An 18,713-nucleotide genomic window follows, 5' to 3' on the forward strand; every position below is an offset into this window, starting at 1 on the left:
TTGACGAGCTTGATGCCGCATACCAGACAGGTGGTCGAGTTCGTCGCAAGGCCCACGACTAAGGGTCGCGGACCATAGCGATCCCCGTTCTACCGCGAGATTCCGCGGCTAGATCGAGAACCCATCCACTCCTTTTGGCCTATAACCCCGTCAAGGGGATCGCGGCGCTCGCCGCGCATGCGCTAGGCAGGAGGCATGCGCGAGCGCGAGATCGTCGTGGTGACCGGGGCCTCCGGGCGGATCGGGTCGGCCGTCGTGCCGCTTCTGCGTCGGGAGGGGCGCGAGCTCCGTCTCGTCGACACTGCCGAGCCGTCGGCCGCCGAGCCCGGGGAGTGGCGCGACCTCTCGATCGACGACGCGACCGGGCTGCGGGACGCGCTGTCGGGTGCGCGAGCGGTCATCCACCTCGCCGGCATCGCGTCGGAGGCGCCCTGGGGCGACCTCCTCCGCGTCAACGTCGACGGCACGCGCGTCCTGCTCGAAGCCGCGCGAGACGCAGGCGTCGGCGCCGTGCTCCTCGCGAGCTCCGTGCATGCGGCCGGGTTCCACGTTCCGGATCGCGTCGGCGAGGCGGAGCCCCTCCTGCCGCGACCGGACACCTTCTACGGGGTCGCGAAGGCGGCGATGGAGGCGCTCGGGAGCCTCTTCAGCGACCGCTTCGGGATGTCGATCGTCAGCGCGCGCATCTGCACCTTCCTCGAGACGCCCGACCCGGGCAGGGCCGCGGCGTCGTGGCTCTCGCCGGGCGACGCCGCCCGCCTCTTCGAGGCCGCGATCGCGCTCGCGGATGGCCGGCATCACATCGTGTGGGGCGTCTCGCGCAACGCGCCGGGATGGTTCCCGCTCGGGGCGGGCGAGGAGATCGGCTACCGCCCGCAGGACGACGCGATGGCGGAGCTGCACCGGCTCGGCGTGTCGGTTCCCGATCCCGATCCGACCGATCCGATCGGAGGGCCCTTCACGCGCCCCGATCATCCGATCGGGACGCGATGGTGAGGGCCGGGGCCCCGCGCAGGGCGCCCGCGGGCAGTCCGAGGGCCCACTCGGCGACATCCGTCACGTAGTGCGCGAAGGCCTCGTGGGGGAACGCGCCGACGTTGTTCGCGTACGCCCACCGGCCGTCCACGGCGACGAAGATCCGGATGCATGCCGTCAGCGGGTCGACGTCGGGCAGATCGCCCGACGAGACGCCCTCCTCGATGAGCGCGATGAGGCGCGCGCGGTCGAGGGCCTCCTGCTCCTCGAGCGCGGCCTCGAGTGCGCTGTCGAAGCGGGACAGATGGCGCGCGTTGAGCCACAGGCGCGCGACGGCGCGCGCCTGCTCGCTCTCGGTGTAGGCCATCATGTGCGCGAGGCGCTCGAGCGGTCGCCCGTCGACGGGCACGAGGTCCTCGCGCTCGTCTGAGACCGCACGCGCGAAGGCCGCGACGACGAGCTCGTCCGCCGCGGGGAAGTAGTGGGTGATCAGGCCCGGGCGCACGCCGAGGCGCTCCGCGACCGCCCGGAGGGTGATGCGCTCGAGGCCGGCCTCGAGCGCGATCCGCGCCGCCTCGCGGACGATCTCCTCGCGGCGCTCCTCCGGCCGCTTGCGCGTGCGCACCGGCCGCTCGCTTGACACCATGGGCGCCATGCTATTGGATGTGTGACCAATAAGCCATTGGCCACATGGCCAATAGCGCACCTCGACGGAGAGGAACACCCGTGTCCGCAGCCCTTCCGGCGACCGCGCCTGAGCCGGTCGACGCGCTCACCACCCCCGAGACGCGGGGGATCGAGCTCATCCGCCCGTCCGAGCGACACGGCCGCGCGCGCGACCTCTTCGCCGTCTGGGCCGCGCCGAACGTCAGCGTCCTGAACTTCACGATCGGCGCGACGATGATCCTGCTCGGTCTCGAGCTGTGGCAGGCCGTCCTCGTGATCGTCGCGGGGAGCCTCCCGTGGATCTTCCCCGGGATCATCGCGATCGCCGGTCCCGCTGCCGGAACGTCCGGGTCGGTCATCACGCGCGCTCTCTACGGGGTCGTGGGCAACAAGGTGGTCGTGGCCTTCACAGGATGGCTCATCTCCGCGGTGTTCCTCGCGCTGAACTGGCTCGCGTCCTCGTTCATGGGCGCCGATCTGCTGCGCGCGTGGGGCGTCGACGATCCCGTGCTCGGCCCGGTGGCCGTCACGCTCGTCGTGTCGGCGATCACGGTGCTCGTCGCGGTGTACGGGCACGGCCTCATCCTGAGGACATACCCGGCGGTGACCGCCGTGCTGCTGGCGATCTTCCTCGTCGTCTCGGGCTTCATCCTGCCCCACGCGGACTGGGGGTACCGGGCTGCCGTGCCCCTCGAGGGCGTGCCGCTGTGGGCGTCGATCACGGTCGGCTTCACGATCCTCGCGTCGACGCCCCTGTCGTACGCGAACAGCCCCGACATGGCGCGGTACCTGCCGCGGAGCACCCGGCCGTCGCACATCGTCGCGGCGACCGCGCTCGGCGGCGCGCTGCCCTGCATCCTCTTCACCGTGGTCGGCGCGCTGCTCGCGACCGGCGTGAGCGACGCCGCGATGGCCGCGGGCATCGAGTCGGCGCTCATGGACCTGCTCCCGGCGTGGCTCGGCCCGCTGCTCGTGATCGGCGTCGTCGTGAACACGATCGCCCTCAACGGCATGACCACCTACACGTCGAGCATGGCGCTGCAGGCGGTGGGCGTGCCCATCCGCCGGATCCCGGCCGCGATCATCGTCGGCGCCATCGGCACCGCGCTCACGATCTACCTCGTCATGTCGACGAGCCTGCTCGGCGCCGTCAACCTCATGCTGCAGTTCCTCGTCATCGTCACGGGCCCGGCGATGGCGATCTTCGTCGCCGACATCGTCCTGCGGCGCAACCGCTACGACGGCGCAGACCTCTTCGACGAGGAGCGCGGCGCGCCGTTCTGGTACACGGGCGGATGGAGCGTGCCCGGCCTCACGGCGCTTGCGCTCGGGGGAGGGGCGACGGCCGCCTGCCTCTCGACCGACGTGTGGATGGGCCCGGTCTCGGCGGCGCTCGGCGGGATCGATCTCTCGGTGCCCGCCGGGATGCTCGTCGCCGCGCTCGTCTACGGCGGGCTGTCGCGCGCCGCGCGGGGCGGGCGCGCGTGAGCGGTCGGCCGACGCTCGACAGCTGGCAGGACCCGCCGCATCACCGCTGGGCGTTCACCCACCTCGGCGAGCTCATCCCGAGCGCGGAGATCTCGCGGCACCGACCGGTCGAGCGCGCGCCCGACGCGCGCCTCGACGCGCTCGTGGCGCGTCTGCCCGACCTCCGGTCGAAGCTCGAGGAGACGTTCACAGATGCCTTCCTCGTCCTCCGCGGCGACGAGGTCGTCGCGGAGTACCGCCGAGCGGGCCTCTCGGCAGACGACAGGCATCTGCTCATGAGCGTCTCGAAATCGCTGTGCGGGATGGTCGTGGGTGCGCTCGCGGATCGCGGCGACGTCGATCCCGCCCGCCCGATCGCGTCGTACCTGCCCGAGCTGACGGGGTCGGCGTACGACGGCGCCTCGGTGCAGGACGTGCTCGACATGCGGGTGCACGTCGAGTACGACGAGGACTACACCGACCCGCGCTCGCAGGTGCAGCGGCACGACCGAGCGGCGGGCTGGCGGCCCCGCCGAGCCGGCGACCCCGCCGACACCCGCGCCTTCCTCGTGGGCCTGCGCGGCAGCGGACGCGCGAGGCGCTTCCAGTACTGCTCGGCGAACACCGACGTGCTGGCATGGCTCGTCGAGCGGGTGTCCGGCCTGCGCTACCCCGCTGCGCTCTCCGAGCTGCTGTGGTCGCTGCTCGACGCCGATCAGGACGCCGCGATCACGGTCGACCCCACGGGCTTCGGATTCGCCAACGGCGGCGTCTCGTGCACTGCGCGCGACCTCGCGCGCGTGGGCCGCGTGCTGCTCGACGGCGGTCGTGCACCGCGCGGCCGTGTCGTGTCGGAGGAGTGGGTGCGGCGCGTCCTCGCGGGCGGCGACCCGCAGGCGATGGCCGGGGAGGGGTTCGCGCGGATGTTCTCCGGCGGCTCGTACACCTGGCAGTGGTGGTGCACGGGGAACGCGCGCGGGAACGTCAGCGGCATCGGCATCCACGGGCAGAGCCTCTGGCTCGATCCGACGACGGACTCCGTGATCGTGAAGCTCTCGTCGTGGCCCGAGCCCGACAGCGCGGCGCGACATGAGGAGCAGAGCCGGCTCCTCGTCGACGTGAGCGCGGCCCTCGACGATCTCGCGTGACCGGGCGCTCGGGTTCTCCTCAGGGACGTCTCTCAGGTCAGGCTATCCTTACCTGGGCGCTCGGCGCCTGAGGACCCTTCCCCGTGACCACGGGGGCCTCGAAGCAGGAGGAGACCCTCATGGTCGTCACCCGTCCGCGCGCGCTCGCCGGCGCGCTCCTCGTGTCCGCGCTCGCGCTCGCCGGATGCGGCGCGTCGGAGGCCGTCGAGCCCGAGGAGACGGCTGCAGCCGGCGAGGGCCGCACCGCCTACCCGCTCGTCATCGAGAACTGCGGCCACGAGGTCGAGATCGACGCGCCCCCGCAGCGCGTCGTGTCGCTCGACCAGAACTCGACCGAGATCCTCCTCTCGCTCGGCCTCGAGGACCGCATGGTCGGCACGGCGTCGTGGACGGATCCGGTCCTGGAGTCGCTCGCCGCCGCGAACGAGACCGTGCCGCGGCTCGCCGACAACGCGCCCACCTACGAGGTGCTCCTGGGCGCCGACCCCGACTTCGTGACCGCGTCGTTCGGGCGCCACTACACCGAGGGCGGCGTCGTGACCCGCGACCGCCTCGACGAGACCGGCGTCGCGTCGTACCTGTCGCCCACCGACTGCGATGAGGGCGAGAGCGTGAACGGCGGGGGAGCGCGCACGCAGCCCCTCACGGTCGACGCGCTGTACCAGGAGATCCGCGAGCTCGCCGAGATCTTCGACGTCGCCGAGCGCGGGGAGGCGCTCGTGGCCGATCTGCAGGAGCGGGCTGCGGCCGCGGTCGAGGGCGTCGACTTCGGGGGTCAGACCGTCGTGTTCTGGTTCGCCGACACGAAGACGCCCTACATCGCGGGCGGGCTCGGCTCCGCGTCGATGCTGGCCGACCTCACCGGCATGGAGAACGCGTTCGCCGACGAGGTCGACGACTGGCCGGCGGTCGGCTGGGAGTCGGTCGTCGACGCCGACCCCGACCTGTTCGTGCTCGGCGACCTGCAGCGCGACCGCTTCCCGGGCGACCGCCTGGACGACAAGGTCGCCTTCCTCACGGGAGACCCCCTCACGCAGACGCTCGGCGCCGTCCAGGACGAGCGGTTCATCGCGCTGCACGGCGCGGAGATGAACCCTTCCATCCGCTTCGTCGACGGGCTCGAGAAGATCCGGGCGTGGTGGGCCGCGAACCAGGACGCCCGATGACGGCGGCCGCGACGGCCGACGCGCCGACCGTCGTGCGCCCCGCGCGCGGGACCTGGTCGCGCGGGCTCGTCGTCGCGGCTCTCGCGCTCGCGGGGCTCGGGCTCGTCGTGCTCTCGGTGGGCGTCGCGGTGACGCTCGGCCCCGCCGACGTCTCGCTCGTGAACGTCCGCGACATCATCCTCAACCATCTCGGCCGCGCCGAGATCCCCGTGCGCGCTTCGGAGGACGCCATCGTGTGGGAGGAGCGCCTCCCGCGCGCCCTCGTCGCGGCCGCGTGCGGCGTGGGGCTCGGGCTGAGCGGCGCGATCCTCCAGTCCCTCCTGCGCAATCCGCTGGCCGACCCGTTCGTGCTCGGCGTCTCGTCGGGGGCGTCGACGGGGGCGGTCGCGATCGGCGTGCTCGGCGTCGGCGGCGGGGCCCTCGGCCTGTCGGGCGGCGCGTTCGCGGGCGCGCTCCTCGCCTTCGGCCTCGTGCTGCTCCTCGCGCGCTTCTCGAGTGGCGGCACCTCGGGCGTGATCCTCGCGGGCGTCGCGAGCACCCAGCTCTTCTCGGCGCTCACCTCCCTCATCGTCTTCGCGTTCGCGGACTCCGATGAGACGCGCGGGGTCATGTTCTGGCTCCTCGGGTCGCTCGAGGGCATGCGCTGGGACGACGTCGCCCTGTGCGCCGCGGCGGTGCTCGTCGGGCTCGTCATCTGCCTCGGCTCGGCGCGCGCCCTCGATGCGTTCGCGTTCGGCGAGGATGTCGCCGCCTCGCTCGGCGTGCACGTCGCCCGCACGCGGGGGCTGCTGCTGGTCATGACCGCGCTGCTCACCGCGACCCTCGTGAGCGTCGCGGGTGCGATCGGATTCGTGGGCCTCGTGCTGCCGCACGCGGCGCGCCTGCTGTTCGGGCAGCGGCATTCGCGCGTGATCCCGGCCACGGCCATCCTCGGCGCGGTCTTCATGGTGTGGGTCGACGCCGGCTCGCGCGTCGCGTTCGCGCCGACCCCGCTGCCGGTGGGCGTCGGCACGGCGATCGTGGGCGTCCCGGTGTTCGTGCTCCTGCTGCTGCGACGGAGGGGGCGCGCATGACGCTCGAGGCGGAGCGGGTCTCCTGGCGGCGCGGCGGCGCTCTCGTCGTCGACGGCGTCGGCCTGCGGCCAGAGCCCGGTCAGACGATCGGCCTGCTCGGCCCGAACGGCTCGGGCAAGTCGTCGCTCCTGCGTCTGCTGCAGGGGCTCGCCCGGCCCGACGCGGGGCGCGTCACCCTCGACGGCGCCGACCTCTCGCAGCTGCGGCGCCGGGAGGTGGCCCGCGCGATCGCGACCGTGACGCAGCACGCCGAGACCGATGCCGACATCGTCGTGCGCGACGTCGTGCGTCTCGGCCGCACGCCGCACCGCCCGCTGCTCGGCGGCGAGACCGCGCACGACGAGCGGGCGATCGCCGACGCGCTCGAGCGGGTGGGCCTCGCCGACAAGGCCGATCGGCTGTGGCACGCGCTCTCGGGCGGCGAGCGTCAGCGTGCGCACATCGCGCGGGCGCTCGCCCAGGAGCCCCGCGAGCTGCTGCTCGACGAGCCGACGAACCACCTCGACATCCGCCACCAGCTCGAGCTGCTCGCGCTCGTCGCGGAGCTCCCGGTCACCGCGATCGTCGCGCTGCACGACCTCAACCTCGCCGCGATGTTCTGCGACGCCGTGCTCGTGCTGCGCGAGGGGCGCGTCGTGGCGGCGGGCGATCCGGCCGAGGTGCTCACGCCCGAGCTCATCGCCGACGTCTACGGCGTGCGCGCCGACGTGTCGCGCGACCCGGAGACGGGCCGCGCGACGGTGCTGTTCCGGCCGGGAGCGCCCGCGCCGGTCGGCTGAGCGCTCCCGGCTCGTCAGCGCGTCTCGCGGACCGCCTCGGCGGCGCGCCACTCCTCCCAGCCGGCGTCGCCGGCCATGAAGCGCTCGATCTCGTCCTGGGAGGCCTCGAGCTTCGGGTCGTGCTTCAGGTACGCGCGCGTCTCGCGGGCGACGAGGCCCGAGAGCACGAGCAGGCCGATGAGGTTCGGCAGCGCCATGAGGCCGTTCATCACGTCGGAGAACGACCAGACGACGCTGAGCTCGGTCGTGCAGCCGACGAAGACGACGAGCGAGAAGACGATGCGGAACGGCAGCACGGCCCGCCGGCCGAGCAGCTTCTCGATGCAGCGCTCGCCGTAGTACGACCAGCCGAGCACCGTCGAGAACGCGAACATGACGAGCGCGAGCGTGACGACCCAGTGCCCCCACTCGCCGGGCAGGCCGTGGGTGAACGCCTCGCCGGTCATGACCGACGGATCGATCTGAGCGCCCGCCTCGTCCGTGAACGTGTAGGCGCCGGTCGTGACGATCACGAGGCCCGTCATGGACACGACGATGATCGTGTCGATGAACGTCTGCGTCATCGACACGAGGCCCTGGCGCACCGGGTGGCTCGTCTGCGCGGCGGCCGCGGCGATCGCCGCCGACCCCATGCCGGACTCGTTCGAGAAGATGCCGCGCGCGACGCCGAACTGGATGGCGATGATGAGCACCGACCCCGCGAAGCCGCCCGCCGCCGCGCTGCCCGTGAAGGCGTCGCGGAAGATCGTCGCGAACGCGGCGGGCACCTCGCCGATGTTGGCGATGAGGATGTAGATCGCGCCGAGCACGTAGAACACGATCATGATCGGCACGAAGCCGGCGGTCACGCGGCCGATCGACTTGATGCCGCCCACGAGCACCGCGAGCGCGATGATCGTCAGCACGACGCCGGTGACCCAGGTCGGGATCGAGAAGCTGCTCTCGAGGTTCGCCGCGACCGAGTTGCCCTGCGTCATGTTGCCGATGCCGAAGCTCGCGAAGATCGCGAAGATCGTGAACGCCAGTGCGAGCACCTTGCCGACCGGCCCGCGGATTCCCCGCTCGAGATACTGCTGCGGGCCGCCGTTGCGCTCGCCGGCCGCATCGGTCGTGCGGAAGCGCACGCCGAGGAACGCCTCGGTGTACTTCGACGCCATGCCCAGCAGGCCCGTGATCCACATCCAGAACAGGGCGCCGGGGCCGCCGATCGCGATGGCCGTCGCGACGCCGACGATGTTGCCCGTGCCGACCGTGGCGGCGAGCGCGGTCGTCAGCGCCTGGAACTGCGAGATGTCGCCTTCCGCGCCGGCGTCCTTGCGGCGCCAGAGGCCGAGGCGGAGGGCGGGGCCGAGGCGGAGGAACTGGATGCCGCCGAGCCGGATGGTGAGGTAGAGCCCCGTCCCGAGGAGGAGCGGGATGAGCAGCCACGGGCCCCAGATGATGGCGCCGAGCTGATCGAGGAACGCCTGGATCGTGTCGAGCATTCGTGTGCCTTCCTGCCATGCGCGCCTCGTCGCGCGCTCTCCGTCGGAGGCGCGGGTGGCGCTCCTCCGCGTGATTCTAGGAGGAGAGCGCTCCCGCCCACGCGAGGAACGCCTGCTGCGTGTCGGCGCCGAAGGAGTGCGGGCGATCGACCCAGGCCGTATGGAGGGCGTGCTCGGCGCTCGCCCGACGGTAGTGCGCGCGCAGACGCGCCTCGGCGTCGAGCATGCCGCGCAGGGGGAAGAGCGCGTCGCGGCGGGCGAAGCCGACGAACAGCGGGCGCGGTGCGCGTGCGGCCGCGATGTCGGGCCATTCCCCGACCCGGGCCATCCCCGGGTTCATGAGCATCCACGTGTGGCGCTGGATGTACCCGTCGAGCATCGCATCGAAGGTCGCCATCATCGCGACGACCGCCGTCGCGCGCACGACCCGTTCGTCGAGCGCGCCGGCCAGGGCCGCACGGGCGCCGCCGCCCGACAGCCCCACGAGGACGACGCCGCCGGGGCGCACGTCCGCCCGGGCCGCGAGCACGCGCGCGGCGATGAGGTCGTCGCGCGCGACGAGGCCGCCCCACGACGTCCCGAGGACGCCCAGCGTCTTGGCGACGGCGTCCTCGTTCGGGCCGGCGTGCAGGTCGTAGCGCGCGGCATCGTCGAGCGCGCCGCCCCGTGCGGCGATCGCGTCGGCGGCCGCCCGCAGGGTGCGCTCGGGCATGTCCTCCCGGCGCATCCGGCGGCTGCCCCAGCCGAACGCGTCGTGCGCGAGCACGGCGAAGCCGGCGCGGGCGAACGCGTTGGCCACGGCGACGCCGTCGTACGCCTCGGCGCGGAACGCCGCCAACCGCGGCTCGTCCACGGGGCCGTCGGCGATCTTCTCCTTCCCGTGGAACTTCATCCCGCCGTGGCAGTGCAGCGCCACGATGCCCGGGAGCGGCGCGCGCTCGCCGGCCGGGCGCAGGAGCCAGGCGCGGGTGTCGGGTCCGAACCCCGTGCTCCAGCGCAGGGCCAGGCCGTCGACGCCGTCGCGCGTCCAGGTGCCCTCCTCGACGACGGGAGTCGTGTCGGGCACGGGCGGCACGCCGAGCGCCGCCGCGAGGCGGGCGGGGACGGCGCCGAGATCCACCTCCTCGGGCCGCGCGGTGAAGGGTCGGCCGACGAGCGCATCGAGCCCTTCGAGCCCCCGGAGATCGCGGCGGGTCATGTTCGTCCTTCCCCTGGCGTCGTGCAGCACCCTACGATGGAACGAGAGTAACCGGTTTCTCAGACGGGATCCCATGACAGAGCCGACCAGCGCCGCGCGGTACCGCAACCCGATCATCGACGCCGACGTCCCCGATCCCGATGCGATCCGCGTCGGCGACGTCTACTACCTCGTCGCCTCGAGCTTCAACCGCGCACCCGGGCTGCCCGTGCTCGCCTCGACCGACCTCGTCAACTGGGAGATCATCTCGCACGCGGTCGCCGGGAACACCCCGCAGGCGTGGTTCGCGCAGCCGCGGCACGGCGCCGGCGTCTGGGCGCCATCCATCCGCCATCACGACGGCCTCTTCCACATCGTCTACCCGGATCCGGATCAGGGCGTTTTCGTGGTGAGCGCCGCCGACGCGCGCGGGCCCTGGAGCGCGCCGCGGCTGCTCCTGCCCGGGCTCGGCGTGATCGACCCGTGCCCCCTGTGGGACGACGACGGCGCGACGTACCTCGTGCACGGGTGGGCGCGCAGCCGCGCGGGCCGCAAGAACGTCCTCAGCATCGTGCCGGTCGACGCGGCCCTCACGGCCGTCGTCGGGCCGTCGCGCGACGTCGTCGACGGCGACGCGATCGACGGATGCGTCACGCTCGAGGGCCCGAAGCTCTACAAGCGCGACGGGTGGTACTGGATCCTCGCCCCCGCGGGCGGCGTCGCGACCGGATGGCAGTACGCGTTCCGCGCGCGCGACCCGTACGGGCCGTACGAGGAGCGCGTCGTGCTCGCGCAGGGCGACACCCCCGTGAACGGGCCGCATCAGGGCGCGTGGGTCGAGACGGCCGACGGCGCGCACTGGTTCCTCCACTTCCAGGACCGCGGGGTCTTCGGCCGCGTCCTGCATCTCCAGCCGATGCACTGGGGTGACGACGGATGGCCTGTGCTCGGCGACCACGGCCGCCCGGTCCTCGAGCACGCGTCGCCCGACGGGGCGCCCCAGGGCCCGCGCACGCTCGCGCGCGGCGACCGCTTCCCCGACGGGCTCCCTGGCGCGCAGTGGGCGTGGCAGGCGAATCCCGACGACGGATGGCTGCTCCCGGAACCGGGATGCCTGCGGCTCGTCGCGGGGGTCGACGCGGGGAATCTGCGCACGCTGCCGCGCGTGATCGGGCAGCCGCTGCCGGGCATCCCGTCCACGATGGCGGTCTCCCTCTCGCTCGACGGCCCGGCCGGCACGCGCGCGGGCGCCGGCGTGCTCGGCCTCGACTACCTCTGGGCCGGGCTCCGCCGCACGGCCGAGGGCGATCGGCTCGTCGTCGCGACGCGGCATCGCGACGAGCCGGGGGAGACCGTGCGGCATGACGAGGCGGCGCCCGCAGGCTCCGTGCGGCTCGCGCTGTCGTGCGACGCCGACGGCGAGGTCGCGGTCGCGGTGCGCGAGCCCGGCGGTGACCGCGCGCTCCCCGTGCGCTTCCGCGCGGCGGAGGGGCAGTGGATCGGCGCCGAGTACGTGCTGTTCGCGGCGACCGGGGCGGCCCAGCACGCCTCGGCGCGCTTCGCAGACGTCGAGATCGACGTGCGAGACGGGAGAAGATGAGCCATGGCGACGAAGCGCACCCGACGGCACCCCGTCCGGCAGACGACGATCTCCGACATCGCGGAGCTCGCGGGGGTCTCCAAGGCCACCGTGTCCCGCGTGATGAACGGCGTCCCCACGGTCGCCGAGGACATCGCCGAGCGCGTCCGCGCGGCGATCGACGAGCTCGGATACACGCCCAGCCAGACCGCGCGGTCGCTCTCCCTCGGGGTCAGCCGCACGATCGGCGTGCTCGTGCCCGACCTGTCGAACCCCATGTTCCACCAGGTCCTCCACGGGGTGCACCGGGCGGCCGCGGCCGACGGGTACCGCGTGCTCGTCGCCGACACCCTCGAGGACGAGGCCGGTGAGGCCGCATCGGCCATCGACATCCGCAACCGCACCGACGCCGTCGTCCTCATCGCGCCGCGCATGACACGACCCGAGCTGCTCGACCTGCTCCCGCGCGTGCAGCCGGTCGCGGTCGTCAACCGCACGACGGGCCGCAACGCGGCGGTCGCGCAGGTGGACTACGCGACCGGGATCCAGACGCTCGCGCAGCACCTCGTCGACCTCGGGCACGAGCGGATCGCGTTCCTCTCCGGCCCCGAGGCGTCGCGATCGAACCATGAGCGCCTGCGCGGGCTCATCGCCTTCCGCGAGGCGCACCCCGACATCGAGATCCGGGAGCTCGCATGCGGGTCGGGCTTCGAGGACGGCTACCGCGCGTGGGACGCCGTGCGCGGCAGCGGCGCGACCGCCGTGCTCGCCTTCAACGACATCGTCGCCCTCGGTCTCCTCGGCCGTCTCGACGAGGAGGGCGTGCGCGTGCCGGACGACCTCTCCGTGACGGGCTTCGACGACATCCCCTTCTCGCGGTACTCCGCGCCGCCGCTCACGACGATGACGGTCGACCTGCCCGGGGTGGGGGCGGCCGTGTGGCGCGAGCTGCACGACGAGATCGGCGGAGGCCTGCGCCGCGACCCCGTCGTGTTCACGCCGGCTCTGACCGTGCGCGCGAGCACGGGGCCCCGGCCATGATCGCCCTGCACGCGGGCGACGCGGCGGTCGCGCGGTACCGGGAGGGGCTCGACGTCGCTCCGCGCCTGTCGCCGCGCCCGTATCTCGAGGCCGTCACGCTCGGCGGCGAGGCCGTGACCGCGGTCGGGCCGGCCGACCACCTCCACCACCTGGGGGTGAGCCTCGCGATCCCCGACGTCTCGCGCGCCTCGTTCTGGGGCGGTCGCACGTTCGTCGCCGGGCGGGGCTCGACGATGCTCGACAACCACGGCGTCCAGCGCGTGCTCGCGCGGGATGCCGACGGCGACGGCGTCGAGGAGGAGCTCGCGTGGGCGGGCCCGGATGGCGCGGTGCTGCTCTCCGAGCGGCGCGCGCTGCGCATCGCCCCCGATCACGACGGATGGCGGATGTCGTGGCGCTCGACCCTGACCGCCGGCGCCGGCGGAGCCGAGTTCGGCAGCCCGCACACGAACGGACGCGACGGCGCGTTCTACGGCGGGATCTTCTGGCGCACGCCCTTCGCCCGCGCGCTCGCCGTGTGCGCCGACGGCGAGGGCACGGACATCGCGCACGGGTCCCGCTCGCCGTGGCTCGCGATCGTGGGCGACCGCGCGACCGTCGTCGCCGCGACGGACAGCGGGCTGCCGTGGTTCGTCCGCACCGGCGGGTACGTGGGATTCGGGCCGGCCGTCGCGACCGTGCGACGGCGCGTGCTCGCGCCATCCGAGACGCTCGAGCTCGACCTCTCCGCGGTCGTCCTCGACGGGCCGGTCGCCGCCGACGACGCGGCGCGCATCGCGGAGCGGATCCGCACGGAGGTGAGGGCATGACCGTCGAGACGCCGCGCATCGGGATCGTGGGAATCCACGGCCACGGGGCATCGCACGTCCGCCGCGCGCTCGCGCTCGAGGAGCGCGGCGTCGCGCGCCTCGTCGCGGTCGCCGACCCGACGCCGCCCGCGCCGGGCGCGCTGCCCGCGCACGTCGTCCACGACGACGATGCGGAGGGCATGCTCGCACGGGGCATCGTCGACGTCGCGATCATCTCGACGCCCATCCACACCCACGCCGCGATCGCGGCGGCCGCGCTCGATGCCGGGTGCGACGTGCTGCTCGAGAAGCCGCCGACCGCGACCCTCGACGAGTTCCACGCGCTCGAGGCCCACGCCGCGGCGCGGGGCGCGCGGGTGCAGGTCGGGTTCCAGAGCCTCGGGTCGGAGGCCGTGCCGTACGTGCGCGGCCTGGTCGCCGACGGCGCGATCGGCGAGGTGCTGCGCTACGGCGCGACCGGCGCGTGGGTGCGCGACGACCGCTACTACGCGCGGGCGGCGTGGGCGGGGCGGCGCCGCATGGGCGGCGTGGTCGTCGCCGACGGAGCGCTCACCAACCCGCTCGCGCACGCATCGGCGACGGCGCTCGCGCTCGCCGGGATGCAGCGCGCCGACGACGTCGACGGCATCGCGCTCGACCTCTTCCACGCGAACGACATCGAGGCCGACGACACCTCGGTCGCGCGGTTCGCCCTGCGCGACGGGCGGACGCTCACGACGGCCGTCACGCTGTGCGCCGCGCAGCGCGAGGAGCCCTGGGTGGAGGTCGTGGGAGCGCAGGGCACGGTGCGCCTGTACTACACGCTCGACGTCGTGCAGCTCGTGCGCGGCGACGGGCATCCGCCCGTCACGCGCGCGTTCGGCCGCGCGCCGCTCCTCGAGAACCTGCTCGACGCCCGCGCGGGCCGCGCGCCGCTCGCCGTGCCCCTCGCGGAGACCGGCGCGTTCATGCGCCTCGTCGACGCCGTGATGGCCGCTCCCGAGCCGCGCGCGATCCCCGCCGAGCACTGGACCGAGGCCGTCGACGACGCCGGCCGTCACCGCGTCGTCCGGGGCGTGGAGGCCGCGCTGCACGACGCCCTGCGCACGCAGCGGACGTTCACCGAGCTCGGCGCGCCCTTCATTTGTTGACAGCCCCGCTATATGGCACGATGGCTCCTGAATGGAGAGGAGACGCCATGACCTCGACGCTGCGGGTGGCACTCATCGGACACGCCTTCATGGGCCGTGCACACGCTCACGCCTGGAGGACCGCACCGCGGTTCTTCGACCTCCCGGCCCGACCCGAGCTGGCCGTCGTCGTCGGCCGCTCAGCCGAGCGCGCGGAGAGCGCCGCGCACGAGCTCGGAGCCGCGGAGTGGTCGGACGACTGGCGCGCCGTCATCGCGCGCGATGACATCGACATCGTCGACGTCTGCGCGCCGGGCGACGTGCACGCCGAGGTGTCGATCGCGGCGCTCGCCGCGGGCAAGCACGTGCTGTGCGAGAAGCCGCTCGCCCGCACGCTTCCGGAGGCCGAGCGGATGGCCGAGGCCGCGCGCAGCGCGCCAGCGGGCACGCGCGCGATGTGCGGCTTCAGCTACCGCCGCACGCCCGCGCTCGCCTACGCGAAGCGCCTCGTCGCGGACGGCCGCCTCGGCACCATCCGCCACGTGCGCGCGCAGTACCTCCAGGACTGGCTGACCGACGCCGACGCGCCCCTCACGTGGCGCCTCGACAAGGAGATCGCGGGGTCCGGAACGCTGGGCGACATCGGAGCGCACATCATCGACACCGCGCAGTGGCTCCTCGACGAGCCGCTCGAGGCGGTCTCCGCGCAGCTGCGCACGTTCGTCGCCGAGCGCCCGGTGCTCTCGGAGCAGCGCGGTCTCGGCGGACGCGCGGCGGCCGACGCCGAGCGCGGCCCGGTGACGGTCGACGACGCCGTCGCGTTCACCGCGTCGTTCGCGAGCGGAGCCCTCGGCGTGTTCGAGGCCACGCGCTTCGCGCTCGGGCACCGCAACGCGAACCGCATCGAGATCAACGGCGACCGCGGATCGATCGCCTTCGACTTCGAGCGGATGAACGAGCTCGAGTTCTACGACGCGGCCGACGCCGACGGCGAGCAGGGCTTCCGCCGCATCCTCGTGACCGAGCCGACCCATCCGTACGTCGACGCGTGGTGGCCCGCCGGCCACGGCCTCGGCTACGAGCACCTCTTCACGCACCAGGTCGTCGACCTCGTCACCGCCATCGCCGAGGAGCGCGACCCGTCGCCGAGCTTCGACGAGGCGCTCAGCGTTCAGCGCGTCCTCGATGCGGTCGAGCGCAGCGCAGCGGCCGACGCGGTCCTCACGCAGGTCGGGGGAGGCGCGTGACCCGGGCACTCGTCGTCCGCGGCGGATGGGACGGGCACAAGCCCGTCGAGTCGACGGACCTCTTCCTCCCCTTCCTCGAGGAGCGCGGCTACGACGTCCGCGTCGAGGAGTCGACCGCGGTCTACGCCGACGCCGACGCGATGGCGCAGACCGACCTCATCCTGCAGAGCGTCACGATGTCGACGATCGAGCCCGAGGAGCTCAAGGGGCTCATCGCCGCGGTGCGCGCGGGCACGGGCCTCGCCGGATGGCACGGCGGGATCGCGGACTCGTTCCGGAACAGCTCGGACTACCTGCAGCTCGTCGGCGGCCAGTTCGCGACCCACCCGAGCAAGGAGCCCGGCGAGCTCGTCGGCGACGCGAGCGACAACTACCTGCCGTACACGGTCGAGATCACCGAGCTCGGCCGCACGCACCCGATCACCGCCGGCATCGACGACTTCGCGCTCGAGACCGAGCAGTACTGGGTGCTGCACGACGACCTGAACGACGTGCTCGCGACCACGACGCATCCCGTGCGCCCGTGGCATCCGTGGCACCGGCCGATCAGGTCGCCCGCGGTCTGGACGCGGCAGTGGGGCGAGGGGCGGATCTTCGTCGCCACGCCCGGCCACAGCCCGGACGTCCTGCAGGACGAGAACGTCCGCACGATCATCGAGAGGGGCCTGGTGTGGGCGACGCGCACGGCGTAGGCATCGTCGGACTCGGCAACATCTCGCGGCAGTACCTCGACGCGCTCGCGGGCCATCCCGAGATCCGCATCGTCGCGGTCGCCGACCTGTCGGAGGAGCGCGCGGCCGCGGTCGCCGCGGAGACCGGCGCGGAGGCGGTTCCGGCTGCCGAGCTCGTGCGGCACCCCGCGGTGCAGACGGTGCTCAACCTGACGATCCCGGCCGCGCACGCCGAGATCGCGCACGCCGCGATCGAGGCCGGCCGCGCCGTGTACGGCGAGAAGCCGCTCGCGGTCTCGGTCGACGAGGGGCGGGGGATCGTCGAGGCCGGCGCGCGCTCCGGCGTGGCGGTCGGCTCCGCACCCGACACGGTGCTCGGCACGGGCGTGCAGACGGCCCGCCGCGCGGTCGACGAGGGCCTCATCGGGCGACCCGTCGCGGCATCGGCGACGATGATCACGGCCGGCCACGAGCGCTGGCATCCGAACCCCGACTTCTACTACCAGCCGGGCGGCGGCCCGATGCTCGACATGGGCCCCTACTACGTCTCGGCGCTCGTGACGCTGCTGGGGCCGGTGGTCGCCGTGAGCGGTGCGGCATCGCGCCTCCGCTCCGAGCGCGTGATCGGATCCGGTCCGCGCGCGGGCGAGACCATCCCGGTCGACGTCGACACGCACGTGACGGGCATCCTCGAGCACGCGAACGGCGCGATCTCGACGATCGTGACGAGCTTCGACGGCACGACGACGACCGCGTCGCCGATCGAGGTGCACGGCACCGACGGCACGCTCCTCGTGCCCGACCCCAACCGGTTCGACGGCGACGTCGTGCTGCACCGGCCGGGCGCCGAGCCCGAGACGCTCGCCGTCTCGGGCGGCTACGACGGGGCAGGACGCGGCGTCGGCCTCGTCGACTTCGTGCGGACCGCGCCCGGGGTCGAGCCGCGCGCGGGCGGCGCGATGGCGCTCCACGTGCTCGACATCATGACCGGCATCCTGCGCGCGGCCGAGCAGGGCGGGCGCGTCGAGCTCACCACGACCACCGAGCGCCCCGAGGCCGTTCCCTTCACCGCGCGGGAGCACTGGCACAGCTGATCCGCAGGGTCAAGCTCCCGGGACTCGCGCGCGGCGTCCGGCAGGATGGTGACGACGCGTTCGCGACGACAGGGGGAGCACGATGTTCAGACGACGCACGCCTCAGGCGCCGGCGCCCGCGCCGGTCGTGACCGACGGCCGCACACCGCGCCGGCTGTGGTCCGACGGGTTCGGCACGCTCGCGACGCGCGCGGTGCAGATCATCGCGGTGGTCATCCTCGCCGCGGGGCTCGTCTACGCGTCGCAGACGCTGTCGGTCGTCGTCATCCCCGTGCTCCTCGCGCTGATCTTCGCGTGCGCGTTCGAGCCCCTCATGGGGTGGCTGCGGCCGCGGCTCGGGCCGTCGTTCTCGACGGCGATCGTGCTCCTCGCGATCGTGCTCATCATCGGCGGACTCGGATGGGCGATGGTCTCGGCCGTGCGCAGCCAGTGGAGCGAGCTGTACGCGCAGGCGCAGGAGGGCTTCCTCCAGGTGGTCGCGTGGGTCAACACGCTGCCGTTCGCGCCCGACCAGGCGCAGATCGACGAGTGGATCGCGTCGGTGACCGACTTCTTCACGAGCGCGCAGTTCGGCTCTGGCGCGGTCGCCGGGGTCGGCGCCGTCGCGAATTTCGTGACGGGCTTCGTGCTCATGGTCGTCGTGCTGTTCTTCTTCCTCAAGGACGGCCCGCAGATCTGGTCCTTCCTCACGCGGCCGTTCGAGGGCGAGTGGTACGCGCGCGTGCAGCGCGCGGGAGCCAAGTCGGTGGACACGTTCGGCGCCTACGTGCGCGGAACGGCGGCCGTCGCCGCGGTGGACGCGATCGGCATCGGCATCGGGCTGTTCGTGCTCGGCGTGCCGCTCGCCTTCCCGCTGACGATCCTCGTGTTCCTCCTCGCGTTCATCCCCATCGTCGGCGCGACGGTCGCGGGCATCCTCGCCTCGCTCGTGGCGCTCGTGGCGAACGGCCCCATCGTCGCGATCATCGTCATCGCGATCGTCGTCGTCGTGAACCAGCTCGAGGGCAACCTGCTCCAGCCCATCCTCATGGGGCGGGCGCTCAAGCTGCACTCGCTCGTCGTCCTGATCGCGCTGGCCATCGGAACCGTGCTGGGCGGAATCCTCGGCGCGATCCTCGCCGCGCCGTTCGCCGCGGTCGTGTGGGGCATCGTGCAGGTCTGGGACGGGCCGGCCACGCCCGCGCGCTGGGCGCGGCGGAAGGACCGGACGGTCGGCGCGCGGGCGTGA

The 18,713-nt window shown here is 73.4% G+C and carries 17 protein-coding genes; 14 read left to right on the plus strand and 3 right to left on the minus strand.

The window, feature by feature from the left end; genetic code table 11:
* The first annotated feature begins 195 nt into the window (after nucleotides 1–195).
* A complete protein-coding gene (locus ACOWU6_RS02185; protein WP_421074551.1) occupies nucleotides 196–996 on the plus strand; it encodes an NAD-dependent epimerase/dehydratase family protein in 801 nt (266 codons plus the stop codon).
* Here the strand turns inward: ACOWU6_RS02185 and ACOWU6_RS02190 are convergent.
* Nucleotides 959–1,621: a TetR family transcriptional regulator gene (locus tag ACOWU6_RS02190; protein WP_421074552.1), complete on the minus strand. Its 663-nt coding sequence runs from the start codon at nucleotides 1,619–1,621 to the stop codon at nucleotides 959–961. The genes ACOWU6_RS02185 and ACOWU6_RS02190 overlap by 38 nt on opposite strands.
* 80 nt (nucleotides 1,622–1,701) lie before the next feature.
* Between ACOWU6_RS02190 and ACOWU6_RS02195 the strand changes: the two genes are divergently transcribed.
* The 5 genes from ACOWU6_RS02195 (at nucleotide 1,702) to ACOWU6_RS02215 (ending at nucleotide 7,274) form a co-directional block, all read left to right on the plus strand.
* Entirely contained in the window at nucleotides 1,702–3,129 is a 1,428-nt protein-coding gene (locus ACOWU6_RS02195) for a purine-cytosine permease family protein (protein WP_421074553.1), read from the plus strand.
* Nucleotides 3,126–4,256 (plus strand): serine hydrolase domain-containing protein, encoded by a 1,131-nt coding sequence (locus ACOWU6_RS02200; RefSeq protein ID WP_421074554.1) that lies wholly within the window; start codon nucleotides 3,126–3,128, stop codon nucleotides 4,254–4,256. Before ACOWU6_RS02195 ends, ACOWU6_RS02200 begins: the two co-directional genes overlap by 4 nt.
* 83 nt (nucleotides 4,257–4,339) lie before the next feature.
* Nucleotides 4,340–5,422: an ABC transporter substrate-binding protein gene (locus ACOWU6_RS02205; RefSeq protein ID WP_421074555.1), complete on the plus strand. Its 1,083-nt coding sequence runs from the start codon at nucleotides 4,340–4,342 to the stop codon at nucleotides 5,420–5,422.
* Nucleotides 5,419–6,495 (plus strand): FecCD family ABC transporter permease, encoded by a 1,077-nt coding sequence (locus ACOWU6_RS02210; protein WP_421074556.1) that lies wholly within the window; start codon nucleotides 5,419–5,421, stop codon nucleotides 6,493–6,495. The genes ACOWU6_RS02205 and ACOWU6_RS02210 overlap by 4 nt, the downstream gene beginning before the upstream one ends.
* Nucleotides 6,492–7,274, plus strand: coding sequence for an ABC transporter ATP-binding protein (locus tag ACOWU6_RS02215; protein ID WP_421074557.1), 783 nt, complete (start codon nucleotides 6,492–6,494; stop codon nucleotides 7,272–7,274). Before ACOWU6_RS02210 ends, ACOWU6_RS02215 begins: the two co-directional genes overlap by 4 nt.
* Nucleotides 7,275–7,288: 14 nt before the next feature.
* On the opposite strand, the gene ACOWU6_RS02220 is transcribed toward ACOWU6_RS02215, so the two are convergent.
* Together ACOWU6_RS02220 and ACOWU6_RS02225 are read right to left on the minus strand one after the other, a co-directional pair.
* Nucleotides 7,289–8,758 carry an alanine/glycine:cation symporter family protein gene (locus tag ACOWU6_RS02220; protein ID WP_421074558.1) on the minus strand — a complete coding sequence of 490 codons (1,470 nt, stop codon included), beginning with the start codon at nucleotides 8,756–8,758 and terminating at the stop codon, nucleotides 7,289–7,291.
* Between the two features lie 76 nt (nucleotides 8,759–8,834).
* Nucleotides 8,835–9,956: an acetylesterase gene (locus tag ACOWU6_RS02225; RefSeq protein ID WP_421074559.1), complete on the minus strand. Its 1,122-nt coding sequence runs from the start codon at nucleotides 9,954–9,956 to the stop codon at nucleotides 8,835–8,837.
* A 73-nt stretch (nucleotides 9,957–10,029) separates the two neighbouring features.
* Between ACOWU6_RS02225 and ACOWU6_RS02230 the strand changes: the two genes are divergently transcribed.
* From ACOWU6_RS02230 to ACOWU6_RS02265, 8 genes are all read left to right on the plus strand, one after another.
* Nucleotides 10,030–11,535: a family 43 glycosylhydrolase gene (locus ACOWU6_RS02230; protein WP_421074560.1), complete on the plus strand. Its 1,506-nt coding sequence runs from the start codon at nucleotides 10,030–10,032 to the stop codon at nucleotides 11,533–11,535.
* Between the two features lie 3 nt (nucleotides 11,536–11,538).
* Nucleotides 11,539–12,555 (plus strand): LacI family DNA-binding transcriptional regulator, encoded by a 1,017-nt coding sequence (locus ACOWU6_RS02235; RefSeq protein WP_282979035.1) that lies wholly within the window; start codon nucleotides 11,539–11,541, stop codon nucleotides 12,553–12,555.
* Nucleotides 12,552–13,364, plus strand: coding sequence for a PmoA family protein (locus tag ACOWU6_RS02240; protein WP_421074561.1), 813 nt, complete (start codon nucleotides 12,552–12,554; stop codon nucleotides 13,362–13,364). Before ACOWU6_RS02235 ends, ACOWU6_RS02240 begins: the two co-directional genes overlap by 4 nt.
* The gene (locus ACOWU6_RS02245) at nucleotides 13,361–14,494 is read left to right on the plus strand and encodes a Gfo/Idh/MocA family protein (RefSeq protein WP_282979033.1); all 1,134 of its coding nucleotides are present in this window, start codon (nucleotides 13,361–13,363) and stop codon (nucleotides 14,492–14,494) included. The genes ACOWU6_RS02240 and ACOWU6_RS02245 overlap by 4 nt, the downstream gene beginning before the upstream one ends.
* 47 nt (nucleotides 14,495–14,541) lie before the next feature.
* Nucleotides 14,542–15,720 carry a Gfo/Idh/MocA family protein gene (locus ACOWU6_RS02250; RefSeq protein WP_282979032.1) on the plus strand — a complete coding sequence of 393 codons (1,179 nt, stop codon included), beginning with the start codon at nucleotides 14,542–14,544 and terminating at the stop codon, nucleotides 15,718–15,720.
* Nucleotides 15,717–16,412: a ThuA domain-containing protein gene (locus ACOWU6_RS02255; protein WP_421074562.1), complete on the plus strand. Its 696-nt coding sequence runs from the start codon at nucleotides 15,717–15,719 to the stop codon at nucleotides 16,410–16,412. The genes ACOWU6_RS02250 and ACOWU6_RS02255 overlap by 4 nt, the downstream gene beginning before the upstream one ends.
* A complete protein-coding gene (locus ACOWU6_RS02260) occupies nucleotides 16,391–17,485 on the plus strand; it encodes a Gfo/Idh/MocA family protein (RefSeq protein WP_421074563.1) in 1,095 nt (364 codons plus the stop codon). Before ACOWU6_RS02255 ends, ACOWU6_RS02260 begins: the two co-directional genes overlap by 22 nt.
* Before the next feature lie 82 nt (nucleotides 17,486–17,567).
* Nucleotides 17,568–18,713 (plus strand): AI-2E family transporter, encoded by a 1,146-nt coding sequence (locus ACOWU6_RS02265; protein WP_271173173.1) that lies wholly within the window; start codon nucleotides 17,568–17,570, stop codon nucleotides 18,711–18,713.

The sequence above is a fragment of the Microbacterium sp. SA156 genome, assembly GCF_049065455.1.
GTDB lineage: Bacteria > Actinomycetota > Actinomycetes > Actinomycetales > Microbacteriaceae > Microbacterium > Microbacterium barkeri.